The organism is Bradyrhizobium sp. (genome assembly GCF_028868675.1).
GTDB lineage: Bacteria > Pseudomonadota > Alphaproteobacteria > Rhizobiales > Xanthobacteraceae > Bradyrhizobium.
The window spans coordinates 1-11,135 of sequence record NZ_JAGWUA010000168.1 but is presented as its reverse complement, the minus strand read 5'-3'; the positions used below and the strand labels follow the sequence as shown (position 1 = coordinate 11,135).

The window sequence follows — 11,135 nt, the reverse complement described above, 5'->3', positions numbered from 1 at the left end:
GACGCCGGCTGCGGCCGCAAGCCGCGCCGGGTCGGCCTGCAGCGACTTCAGGCTCTGGCGTAGCATCTTGCGGCGCTGGCCGAAGGCTGCGGCCGAGACCTGCTCGAGCAGCCGGCGGTCGCAGGGGTCTATCACGGCGCGCGGTACCAGCCGCACCACCGAGGAGGTCACCTTCGGCGGCGGCACGAAGGCCGCGGGCGAGATGTCGAACAGGATCTTGGTCTCGGCGCGCCAGTTGGCGAGCACGCCGAGCCGGCCATAGGCCTCCTCGTTCTCGCGCGCCACGATGCGCTCGGCCACCTCGCGCTGGAACATCAGGACCATGATCTCCCACCAGGGCGGCCAGGGCTCGACCGAGAGCCAGCCGATCAGGAGCGCGGTGGCGATGTTGTAGGGCAGGTTGGCGACGATCTTCGCTCTCGCGCCGCCGAGCAGCGGCCGTGGGTCGAAGGTCATGGCGTCGCCATGAATGATCTCCAGTCGTCCGGGATAGCGCGCCGAAATATCCTGCAGGGCGGGAATGGCGCGCTCGTCGTGCTCGATCGCGATCACGCGCGCGGCGCCGAGCGCGAGCAGCGCGCGGGTCAGCCCGCCCGGGCCGGGGCCGATCTCGATGATGGTGGCGTCGTCCAGCGGCGCGGCGGCGCGCGCGATCCGCGCCGTCAGATTGAGATCGAGCAGGAAGTTCTGGCCGAGCGATTTGCGCGCCGACAGCGCGTGCCGGCGAATGACCTCGCGCAGTGGCGGGAGGTCGTCGATCGCGCCCATCAGGGTTGGGTCGCCATGCGGCTCGCGAGCCGCAGGGCCGCGATCAGGCTCGCAGGGTTTGCCCGGCCGGTGCCGGCGATGTCGAAGGCGGTGCCGTGGTCAGGAGAGGTGCGGATGAAGGGCAGGCCGAGCGTCACGTTGACGGCGTCGTCGAAGGCCAGCGTCTTGATCGGGATCAGCGCCTGGTCGTGATACATGCAGACCGCGCAGTCGTAGGTCTTTCGCGCGGCGTCGTGGAACATGGTATCGGCCGGCCGCGGGCCGCTCGCCTCGATGCCTTCGCGGCGCAAGAGCTCGATCGCCGGCGTCACGATCGTCCGTTCCTCGTCGCCGAGCGAGCCGTCCTCGCCGGCATGCGGGTTGAGGCCGGAGATCGCGATGCGCGGCCGACCGATGCCGAAATGGGACTTCAGCCCCGCCGCGACGATGCGCACGGTGGAGACGATCAGCTCGGTCGACAGCTGCGCCAGCGCCTCGCGCAGCGAGAGATGGATCGTCACCGGCACCACCGCCAGCGTGGGAGACCACAGCATCATCACCGGCTGCGGCACGCGTCCGCCGGCCGCGGCGAGCTCCGCCAGGAATTCGGTGTGGCCGGGATGGCGGAAGCCGGCACGATAGAGCACGCTCTTGGCGATCGGGTTCGTCACCACGGCGGCCGCGCGGCCCGCGACGACGTCGGCGACCGCCCGGCGGATCGAGGACAGCGCGGCGGGAGCGCTCGAGTCGTCGGGCCGGCCGGGCTCGGCCGTCGCCGTCGTGCCCGTCGCGACCACGGGAAGCGCCTCGGCGAAGGCGGCAGCCGCCTCGTCGCAGCCGACGTCGGCGATCTCGATGTCGGCGCCGAGCGCGCGCGCGCGCCGCGCGATCAGGCCGGCGTCGCCGAGCAGGTAGAAGGGCGGCAGACCGAGCTCGCAGCGCCGCACCCAGGCGGCGATCGCGATGTCGGGGCCGATGCCGGCGGGCTCGCCCAATGTCAGCGCGAGGGGCCTTGCTGCGCCAGGTGTTGCCATCAAGGTGTTGCCATCAGCGGTATTCGATCATCGCCGCCTTGCGGACTTCCTGAAGATAGGCCTTCGAGGTCTTCTCGTATTTCTCGGCGTACATCTTCTCGCGCATCTCGCGCTTCTTGGGCGTGTCGATCATGGTCGGCTTGCGGGAGCACAGCGCGACCATCTCGATGCCCTGCTTGGTGAGCTCGGGCGGCGTGAGGTGGCCAACCGGCGTGTCATCCAGGATCTTGCGAAGCGCTTCCGGCAGTTCGGCGGTCGTCTTCGTCACGCTGTCGCGGATCGTGGCATTCGCCGTCGATCGGAACAGCGAGTTGGCCTCCTCGCAGCTTGCTATGCGCTGGCGGTAGGTCTCGGCTTCCTTGTGCCGCGCTTCGACGAGCGCCTGCGGCGAGCCGCGCGGCACCACCAGCACGATCGGCTGCATCTTGTACTCGATGCCCTCGACCTGCATCTCGCCGGTCTGCGCCTGCACCGCGGCCGCGACGTCCCGCTCGCCGACCTGCAGGCGCTCCTTGTAGCGCCCGCGCACGAGACTGGTCCAGACCATCTCCGCCTTCATGCGGCTCTTCAGCGTCTCCGGCCGGATTCCCTTGACCTCGAGCGACTTCGTCAGCTGGTCCGGGCTGATGCGCATCCGCGAGGCCATTCCGCCATAGGATTGATCGATGTCGGAGGCGCTTGGATCGATGCCGAACTTCTTGCCCTCCTTGAGCTTCACTTTTTCGTCGATCAGCTCGTTGATGACCTCCTGCCGGGTCGGCGTCTTGTGCGAGGACAGCACGTCGAGCTTGGTGCGCTGCTCGATGTCGAAATCGGTGATCGGCTCGCCATTGACCATGACGACGATGCTCTGCGCCCGCGCCGCGGAGGGACCGGCGAGCAGCAGCAATCCGGCGCAGAAGGCGAGGAGCAGGGGGCGGTAGGCTCGCGATGGGGTCGTCATGGTCGTGTCAGCCAGGGTGGGTTGAAGTTGCGATCGGGAGAGGCCCCCGCAGCGTCAAACGGTTCACTGGATGAAGCCGCTCGAGGCTGCGCTCGATCCCGAGGAGGTCGCGATGGTCCGCAGGCCGAGCTGGAACATGAACGCGTGGCTCAGCGTCGGCGGGGCGGTGCCTGCGACGTAGTTATAGGAGGTCACGTAGTTCGCCGCCAGCACGAAGCAATCGTCGACATAGCCCGCGCCCACCACGTACTGGTTGATCTTGTTGGCCTCGAGATCCCAGCGCGCCGAGCCCGTCACCACCCAGTTGGCGGCCACCTTCAGCGAGCCCGTGGCGAGGATGCCCTCGCGGCGCGTGAGGTAGCCGAGTTCCGGCTGCGGCGCGTAATTGCCGTAGATCGCGCTGACCGACCAGCGGTCGAAATTGGCGCGGCCTTCGGCCTCGAAGCGCTGGACGTTCCAGGTCTGCTCGTCGAGCCGCGCGCGCACGCTGAACGTATAGGTCCGGTTCGGCGAGTAGTTCACGCGCGCCACGTAGTCGGATCGCGGCTTGTCGAGACCGGAGCCGAGGCCGGTGTTGGTGGCGTCCTGCACCGCGAAGGAGTTCATGCCGAACAGCTGGTAGGACTGTCCGAACAGCGCGTTGATGGCGCCGCCGCGGTCGAACTGCGTCGTGGCCTGCATGCCGACATTGGCGCGTCCGCCGCCCTCGACGCGGTCGTAGCCGGAGAATTTGTCGACGCTGAACAGGTTGGACGCGTCGAACACCATGCTCTGCGCGTCCTCGTTGGGAAGCCTGCCGGCATAGGTCTCGTTCGGCCGGATGATGACCTGCGCGATCGGCTCGATCGTGGTCGTGCCCCAGGGCTGGACGTTGATGAAGGGATAGCGGTACTCGAGGCCCACCGTCGGCATCAGCCGGACGGTCTGGGTGTCGCCGACGGGCAGGAAGTTCGACACGCCCGGCTGGTTCGAGACCGAGGACTTGATCGCATCCGCACGCATGATCGCGAACGGCGTCCAGATCTCGCCGAACGGATCGGTGAACGACTTGCGCCACTGCGCTTCCGCCGTCAGGCGCGTGTAGGTGCCGGGGAAGCCGCGCAGCACGCATTGCGAGGGCATGCGCGCGAGCGGATCGGCCGACGCGGTCACGCACAGGCTGTTGGTGTTGGCGAGCGTCGTGATCGGATCGAACACGGCGCTGTCGCGCGACAGGTTCACGAAGTTGGTCTTGTAGCTGAACTCGCCGCCGAACACCGGATAGTTGAGCACGTTCGAGTAGTCGATCACCGGCCAGATCACCGGCACCTGGCTCTGGTTACCCGAGAAGCTCAGATAGTACATCGTGCGCGCGTCGAAGAAGCTGCGGTTGCCCACCCCGGTCAGGTAGAGCTGCGACAGCGCTTCGGTCGGCAGCAGCAGGAAGGAGGAGAGCGGATCGCGATACTGCGCGAGGCGATAGTCCGACATGAAGTAGTAGTCGGACAGCACCACGCCGTCCCAGCCCCAGACCCATTTGTCGTTCAGCGCGAACTGGCCCTTGGTGTCGATGCCGCCGCGGAACTGGCGGTCGCCCGGCAGGCCCGCGAACGCGCCGGGGTCGAGCTGGTCGATGCCGTAGGCGCGGATCTGGTAGGCGCCGTTCATCAGGCGCTGGCGAAACTCGGCCTGGAACAGCACGCCCTGGCGGCTGGTGATGCGCGGGTTGAGCGTCAGGTCGTAGTCCGGCGCGATCGCCCAGTAGAACGGCACCTCGACGCCGTAGCCGAAGGTCGAGGCCGAGGTGAAGCCCGGCATCAGGAAGCCGGTCTTGCGCTTCACGGTCGGGTCGGGCGTCGAGAAGAAGGGCATGTAGGCCAGCGGCACGCCGAAGAATTCGAGCTGGGCGGCCTCGAAATACAGCATCTTCTCCTGCTGGTCGTGGATGATGCGCGCGCCCTTCACCTGCCAGAGCGGCGGCTTCTTGGGATCGTCCCGGCAGGGTGCGCAGGCGGTGTAGACGCCGTTCTCGAACACCGTGTAGTTGCCGCTGGTGCGGTCGGCACGCGTGGCCGCCATCCGCGTCTGGTCGGCGGTATCGACCCGCAGCGAATCGACGAAGCCGTCGCGGTAGTCGTCGGACAGATCCATGATCTCGGCATAGGTGATCTTGCCGTCGGCATCCGTCATGCGGATGTTGCCCTCGGCATGCAGCCGCTTGGTCTTCTGGTCGTAGATGACCTTGTCGGCCTCGACGCTGGTGCCGTTGTAGAACATCTGCACGTTGCCGACCGCCGACACGCGCGAATTGTTGTAGTCGTAGTCGACCTCGACCGCCTGCACGAGCATCTGCCCGTCGTTTGCGGTGCGCGGCGGCTTCGGACGGGGCGGCGGCGGATTGTAGACGAAGCCCTGGGCTGCGGCCGGCGTGACCGCGGCCAGATCGCCCAGTCCGGCCAGCGCGAGCGCAACGAGGAAGGCGGTCACGACGCTGCGGACGGGCAAACGACATCCGTTCGTCCGCACGGTGGTGCGGCGCGCCAGCGCAGACACGAGCCCTCGGCGGACGGTGGTCACTATCCGTCCTCCTGATAGAGCAAGGCCAAAAAGCCGGTGAGGCCGCCCACCAACACGGGCAGCCACGCCGCAGCGATCGGATGCATCAACTCAGCCTTGCTCAAGTCCTCGGTTACTTTCGACAGAACGTAGAGCAGAAACCCTGCACCCACGCCACTCAAAACCATCTTCTGCACGCCGCCGAATCGGAAGAAGCGCAGAGACACAGAGGCCGCAAGCATGACCATGGCTGCAAGCAAAAACGGCTGCGCCAGAAGCTTGTGGTACTGCAGCCGGTAACCGGCCGTGGCAAAGCCCGAGCTTTCGGAGGAGCGGATGTAGCTCGGTAGTTGCCAAAAGGACACAGTCTCCGGTGTGGAAAAGCTGTTGCGAACCTGCGCCTCGGTCAGGGCGGTCGGAATCGCGAGCTGCTGCTGGTCGACCGGCGGGGAGTCCAGCGCAAAGCGGCGGACGTTCCTGAACAGCCAGTGGCCGTCCTCGAGCATCGCCTCGCGCGCCTCGATCCGTTCCCTGAAATGCAGATCCCGGTCGAACCGGAACAGGGTCAGCCCGGTCAGCCGGACGCCCTGCTTCTCGCTGCGCGCCGCGTTGATGATGACCTGGCCGTCATCGGTGACCTGGTTGAGCCAGAAGCCGGAGGCGTCCGAGATGCCGCCGCCCGGCGCCGAGCCGAACAGCTCCGCCTCCATGCGCTTGGAGAGCTCGCGCAGGTTGGCCGACATCGGATTGTAGGCGACCGTGGCGACGATCCCGATCAGGAGCGCGCTGCCGAGCGCAGGCGAGACGAACTGCCAGGCCGAGATGCCGGCGGCGCGCGCCACCACCAGCTCGAGCCGGCGCGACAGTGCGAGATAGCAGGTCATGGCGCCGATCAGCATGCAGAACGGCGTCAGCTTCTCCAGGAGCTGCGGCACGCGGAACAGCGAGGTCTCGGCGACGGTGATCGCGGAGGCGGAGGCGAGCCCGGAGGTCTTGCGCACCATCTCGATGTAGTCGACCAGCACGAGCAGCACGAAGATGCTCGCGAACACGCCGAGCGCCGAGATCACGAAGCGGCTGGCGAAGTAGCGCCCGAGCGTGTTGGTGAGCATGCTCATGCGGCGGCCGGCCGACCGAACAGGCGCGCGATGCGCGCGTTGTTCCTGTTGATGGTCTCGAGCAGCGCCGGCGGCGGCTCGACCACCACGCCGGAAAGGATCATCCAGAGGCCGGCGCCGATCGCGGTCGCCAGCATCGCATACTGGATCGCCGCCGCGGCCGGCGATTTCACGGCCATCACCGAGCAGGCGAAGCCGGCCATGCGCAGGCCGAACACCGCGAGGATCGAGCCGCCGATCGAGAAGTTGCGGCTCTGGCGCGTGGTGCGCGGCGCTCCCAGGAACGCGAACGTCAGCGCCGCGAACGCGAACGGATAGATCGGCGCCATGATGCGGTCATGCAGTTCGGCGCGGAACTGGCCGGGGACGGCCTTGTAGACCGCGTCGTCCTCGGGCGGCGCGATCAGCTCCCAGAGATAGCGCTCGCGGATGCCGAGCGTGACGTCGTGGCCCTGGTTGGAGAATTTCGACATGTCGAAGGCGTAACGGCCGAACGCGACCAGGGCGGGGTCGCGCTTGCCCGCCTCGAAGCGCTGCAAATTGCCGTCCTCGAGCACCAGGAACGAGCCGTTGCCGCTGTTCACCACGGTGCCCTGCTCGGCGACGATCGAGATGCGCTCCTTCGGATCGCGGCGGTCGTCGATGAAGATGCCGGCCATCACGCCGCCGGGCTGGCGTTCGCGGATCCGGATCGTGAGGTTCTGGTCGAGCTGGGCGAAGCGGCCCGGCTGCAGGATGTTGGTGAGCACGTCGGCGGTGATCTCGGCGTCCCACTGCTTGATGCGCCGCATGCCGTCGGGCGCGAGATAGGCGGCGATGAAGGCGACCAGCAGCGCCACCACGCAGGTGGCGTAGAAGAACGGATAGAACAGCCGGAACGGCGAGAAGCCGGCGGCGTTCATCACGATGATTTCGGAGTCGGTCGCGAGCTTGTTCAGGGTGTGCGAGATCGCGATCATCAGCGCGATCGGCGAGATGATCAGGATCAGCGCCGGAATGACCAGGCCGGTGATGCCGAGGAAGGTGAGGATGGTCTGACCCTGGCTCGTCATCAGGTCGATGCCGCGCAACGCCTGCGTAATCCAGATCACGCCGGTCAGGCTGATCAGGACCAGCGCAAACGACGCCAGCGTCGTGCGGAATATATACCTATCGATCGACCCCATCGCTCCCGCACGATCCCCAACGAGCGCCCCTGACCCGGAGGTCTGGAACCAAGGCTTTCCGTCCCAATCCCAAAGGGATCCCCGAGGGCCGGAAGACCTCATCATCTCTCACTACCATCCCTTTGATCCATCAACAAAATGGCCGCCCCGTGGCGCCCTCGGGATACGGTTAATATTTCCCTTTCTGTGGCCTTCGGGCCACGTGCTGTGCTTGGCATGGCAGGCACGAACGGGCCATAGTGTGGCAGGATCAGTGAATCGCGGTTCAGGACGGCGGCCCGGCGGCTGCCCGCGACGGCAAAAAGTCTCGATTTCTGGAGGAGTTAACCCATGTCCGATGCCGTCAAGGTCGGCTTCGTTCCGTTTTCCGCCGCGCCCCGTGGCATTCTGGTGGCGTTTTGCGACGAGGCTCTGAAGTTCGGTCCGGCGACCGCCAAGGTGCTGGGGCAGGCGGCCGATCTCGTGAAGCGGGCGGCGGCGGCGAGCCAGTTCAAGGGCAAGAGCGGCGCGGCGCTCGACATCCTGGCGCCCGAGGGGCTGAAGGCGGCCCGCCTGATCGTGATCGGCACCGGCAAAGAAACGGCGGCGCTGAAGATGAACGATTTCCTCAAATTCGGCGGCGTGGCGTCCGGCAAGCTCACGCCCGGCAACGGCGCCATGACGATCATGGCCGAGCTTCCGGGCGGTGCCATGACCGACGACCAGGTGGTCGCGCTCGCCTCGGGCCTGCGGCTGCGCGCCTACAAGTTCGACCGCTACAAGACCCGGAAGAAGGAGGGCGAGGAGGGCGGTGCGCTCCGCGCCGATGTCTCGCTGGCGGTGGCCGATGTGCCTGCGGCGAAGAAGGCGTTTGCGCCGGCCGCCCACGTCGTCGACGGCGTCATCATGGCGCGCGACCTCGTCAACGAGCCGCCGAACGTCCTCTATCCGGAGGCGTTCGCCAAACGTGCCGTCCAGCTCCGCCAGCTCGGGGTCAACGTCGAGGTGCTCGACGTCAAGGCGATGCAGAAGCTCGGCATGGGGGCGCTGCTCGGTGTCGGACAGGGCTCGGCACGGCCGAGCCGCACCGTGATCATGCGCTGGAACGGCGGCAGGCGCGGCGAGGCGCCGGTTGCCTTCGTCGGCAAGGGCGTCTGCTTCGACACCGGCGGCATCTCCATCAAGCCGGCCGGCAGCATGGAGGACATGAAGGGCGACATGGGCGGGGCGGCCTGCGTGGTCGGCCTGATGCATGCGCTCGCCGCCCGCAAGGCGCGCGTCAACGCGGTCGGCGCCATCGGGCTGGTCGAGAACATGCCCGACGGCAACGCGCAGCGCCCGGGCGACATCGTCACCTCGATGTCGGGACAGACCATCGAGATCATCAACACCGACGCCGAAGGACGCCTGGTGCTCGCCGACGTGCTCTGGTACGTGGCCAGGAAGATCAAGCCGAGATTCATGGTCGATCTGGCCACCCTGACCGGCGCGATCATGGTCGCGCTCGGCACCGAGCATGCCGGCATGTTCTCCAACAATGACGAACTCGCGGAGCGGCTGTCGACGGCCGGGTTCGAGACCGGCGAGAAGGTCTGGCGCCTGCCGCTCGGCCCCGAATACGACAAGCTGATCGATTCCCAGTTCGCCGACATGAAGAACACCGGCGGCCGCCATGGCGGCTCGATCACCGCGGCGCAGTTCCTGCAGCGCTTCGTCGACCACACGCCGTGGGCGCATCTGGACATCGCCGGCACGGCGATGGGCGCGCCGAAATCCGACATCAACCAGAGCTGGGGCTCGGGCTATGGCGTCCGCCTGCTCGATCGCCTGGTCGCCGACCACTACGAGAGCAAATGACCGAGGTTCTGTTTTACCACCTGCAGGACATGTCGGTGGAGAACGTCCTGCCGCCGCTGCTCGAGAAGTCGCTGGAGCGCGGCTGGCGCGTCGTCGTACAGTCGGCCTCGCCGGAACGGGCGGATGCGCTCGACGCGCATTTGTGGACCTATCGCGACGACTCCTTCCTGCCTCACGCGACATGGCGCGCCGGCGATGCCGCCGATCATCCGATCGTGCTGGCGATCGAGGAGGACAATCCCAACGCCGCCAACGTTCGCTTCCTGATCGACAATGCCGCGCTGCCGCAGGACGCGCAGGGCTATGAGCGCATGGTGCTTCTGTTCAACGGCGACGATCCGGACGCGCTGACCGCGGCGCGCAGCATCTGGACGGATTGCAAGGCGCGCGGATTTGAGGTCACCTACTGGCAGGCCGACGAGCGCGGCCGGTGGCAGCGCCGGGATTAGCCTCTGCCGCCATTAATGATAATTTGCACTTTTGCGACCATGCTGGTGTCCGGCCACGGTCGTGCCGCAAAGTGATGTTGGGACAATCGTTTAGGTCTGGATTCTAAGACGGGGATTTGAGTTCGTCGTGGGACGTCTGAGGCTTCCATCCACGCTGATCTTGGCGTTGTCGGCAGTTGCGCCGCTGGTCGCGGGCTGCGCGGGCGGCACGGACCTGCTGTCGAAGGACGCCGAGTGGTTCTCGCGTCCGGGCCGTCTCTTCATCCGGAACATCTCGATCGACGCGCCGCCGCTGACGCCGGACCGGCCGGTGACGGCGGAGGATCTCGTCGCCGCCGACGGCAGTTGTCCCGGCATGGCGCCATCGGGCGCGCCGGCCGATGCGAACGCGTCGACGGCACCTGCGCCGTCGGGCGGTTCGGTCGCGCTCGGTCACACCGAATGCGACGTCGTGCGCGGCATCGGCGCGCCCGGCAACGTCAGTCTATCCAACAATGCGCGCGGCGATCGTATTGCCGTGATCACCTGGACGAGCGGCCCGCGCGCCGGCATCTACACCTTCACGGGCGGCCGTCTCTCCTCGGTCGAAGGCGCGCCCGAGCCGGCGCCGACGCCGAAGCAGGCCAAGCCGAAGCCGAAGAAGAAGCCGACGGCGTAAGCGCGCTTGCGGCAAGATGAACTTGCCCGGCTTTCGCTTCCACGCGCTCGTCGGCCGCGACAAAGGTCGCTACGCAGTCAGTGCAAGTGGAAACTGGCGGATCACTTTCGACTGGATGGAAGGCGATGCCGTCGACGTCGATCTGCAAGATTATCATTGAGGACGGTTCGATGGCGAAGGGGTTCCCGAAGCGCGGCTTGCCGCCCATGCATCCCGGCGAACTGCTGCGCGAAGAGATTTTGCCGGCGTTTGGTCGGCCGAAGCTGCTCGGCGTATCGCGTCAGACGCTCTATGACATTCTTGAAGAAAGGCAGCCGGTGACACCGACGATGGCGTTGCGGCTCGGGAAGCTGTGCGGAAATGGCCCAGACCTGTGGCTCAATTTGCAGAAGCGATATGATCTGCAGCGCGCTGAGCAAGAACTCGGAGAGAGGATCAAGGCGATCCCAACGCTGGAAGTGGCATGACGTGTTGCGCCAGATTGGGCGGCGTAGCTCCTGCACGAGAGAAGGCTCCGCCTCCATGAAGCAGCCAGTTGTTTCCTGCACCTTTGACATCATGGGCGGCACCGCTGTGTTCCATGGAACCAGAGTCCCCGTGCAAACCCTGCTCGATTATCTTGAAGCAGGTGAATCGATCGATGATTTTC

General features: G+C 66.6%; 12 protein-coding genes. 6 read left to right on the top strand and 6 right to left on the bottom strand.

Annotated elements, in window-relative coordinates:
* The 6 genes from rsmA to lptF all read right to left on the bottom strand — a co-directional run.
* Positions 1 to 768 (bottom strand): 16S rRNA (adenine(1518)-N(6)/adenine(1519)-N(6))-dimethyltransferase RsmA (rsmA, locus tag KGM94_RS19205; protein WP_300262926.1); only part of this gene is annotated, 768 nt, incomplete at its 3' end.
* Positions 768 to 1,781, bottom strand: coding sequence for a 4-hydroxythreonine-4-phosphate dehydrogenase PdxA (gene pdxA / locus KGM94_RS19200; protein WP_300262923.1), 1,014 nt, complete (start codon positions 1,779 to 1,781; stop codon positions 768 to 770). The genes pdxA and rsmA, both read right to left, overlap by 1 nt.
* Before the next feature lie 13 nt (positions 1,782 to 1,794).
* Entirely contained in the window at positions 1,795 to 2,724 is a 930-nt protein-coding gene (locus KGM94_RS19195; RefSeq protein WP_300262920.1) for a SurA N-terminal domain-containing protein, read from the bottom strand.
* 63 nt (positions 2,725 to 2,787) lie between these two features.
* Positions 2,788 to 5,280 carry an LPS-assembly protein LptD gene (locus KGM94_RS19190; RefSeq protein WP_300262917.1) on the bottom strand — a complete coding sequence of 831 codons (2,493 nt, stop codon included), beginning with the start codon at positions 5,278 to 5,280 and terminating at the stop codon, positions 2,788 to 2,790.
* A complete protein-coding gene (gene lptG, locus KGM94_RS19185; protein WP_300262914.1) occupies positions 5,280 to 6,377 on the bottom strand; it encodes an LPS export ABC transporter permease LptG in 1,098 nt (365 codons plus the stop codon). The genes KGM94_RS19190 and lptG overlap by 1 nt, the downstream gene beginning before the upstream one ends.
* Positions 6,374 to 7,543 carry an LPS export ABC transporter permease LptF gene (gene lptF / locus KGM94_RS19180; RefSeq protein WP_300262911.1) on the bottom strand — a complete coding sequence of 390 codons (1,170 nt, stop codon included), beginning with the start codon at positions 7,541 to 7,543 and terminating at the stop codon, positions 6,374 to 6,376. The genes lptG and lptF overlap by 4 nt, the downstream gene beginning before the upstream one ends.
* 330 nt (positions 7,544 to 7,873) lie before the next feature.
* On the opposite strand from lptF, the gene KGM94_RS19175 reads away from it, so the two are divergent.
* From KGM94_RS19175 to KGM94_RS25305, 6 genes are all read left to right on the top strand, one after another.
* Positions 7,874 to 9,379 carry a leucyl aminopeptidase gene (locus KGM94_RS19175; RefSeq protein WP_300262908.1) on the top strand — a complete coding sequence of 502 codons (1,506 nt, stop codon included), beginning with the start codon at positions 7,874 to 7,876 and terminating at the stop codon, positions 9,377 to 9,379.
* Complete coding sequence (locus KGM94_RS19170; RefSeq protein ID WP_300262905.1) at positions 9,376 to 9,828, top strand: DNA polymerase III subunit chi; 453 nt, start codon at positions 9,376 to 9,378, stop codon at positions 9,826 to 9,828. The genes KGM94_RS19175 and KGM94_RS19170 overlap by 4 nt, the downstream gene beginning before the upstream one ends.
* 166 nt (positions 9,829 to 9,994) lie before the next feature.
* Complete coding sequence (locus tag KGM94_RS19165; protein WP_300262929.1) at positions 9,995 to 10,486, top strand: hypothetical protein; 492 nt, start codon at positions 9,995 to 9,997, stop codon at positions 10,484 to 10,486.
* Positions 10,487 to 10,502: 16 nt separating this feature from the next.
* Positions 10,503 to 10,646 carry a type II toxin-antitoxin system RelE/ParE family toxin gene (locus tag KGM94_RS19160; RefSeq protein WP_300262902.1) on the top strand — a complete coding sequence of 48 codons (144 nt, stop codon included), beginning with the start codon at positions 10,503 to 10,505 and terminating at the stop codon, positions 10,644 to 10,646.
* Positions 10,612 to 10,953 (top strand): HigA family addiction module antitoxin, encoded by a 342-nt coding sequence (locus tag KGM94_RS19155; protein WP_366526256.1) that lies wholly within the window; start codon positions 10,612 to 10,614, stop codon positions 10,951 to 10,953. The genes KGM94_RS19160 and KGM94_RS19155 overlap by 35 nt, the downstream gene beginning before the upstream one ends.
* The coding region (locus tag KGM94_RS25305; RefSeq protein ID WP_366526255.1) for a DUF433 domain-containing protein at positions 10,847 to 11,135 on the top strand (289 nt) is incomplete at its 3' end. The genes KGM94_RS19155 and KGM94_RS25305, both read left to right, overlap by 107 nt.

Coding starts and splice junctions, on each gene's coding strand:
- KGM94_RS19175 (WP_300262908.1), top strand. CDS start 7,874: ATGTCCGATGCCGTCAAGGTCGGCTTCGTTCCGTTTTCCGCCGCGCCC.
- KGM94_RS19160 (WP_300262902.1), top strand. CDS start 10,503: ATGAACTTGCCCGGCTTTCGCTTCCACGCGCTCGTCGGCCGCGACAAA.
- KGM94_RS19170 (WP_300262905.1), top strand. CDS start 9,376: ATGACCGAGGTTCTGTTTTACCACCTGCAGGACATGTCGGTGGAGAAC.
- KGM94_RS19195 (WP_300262920.1), bottom strand. CDS start 2,724: ATGACGACCCCATCGCGAGCCTACCGCCCCCTGCTCCTCGCCTTCTGC.
- KGM94_RS19155 (WP_366526256.1), top strand. CDS start 10,612: ATGCCGTCGACGTCGATCTGCAAGATTATCATTGAGGACGGTTCGATG.
- lptG (WP_300262914.1), bottom strand. CDS start 6,377: ATGAGCATGCTCACCAACACGCTCGGGCGCTACTTCGCCAGCCGCTTC.
- pdxA (WP_300262923.1), bottom strand. CDS start 1,781: ATGGCAACACCTGGCGCAGCAAGGCCCCTCGCGCTGACATTGGGCGAG.
- lptF (WP_300262911.1), bottom strand. CDS start 7,543: ATGGGGTCGATCGATAGGTATATATTCCGCACGACGCTGGCGTCGTTT.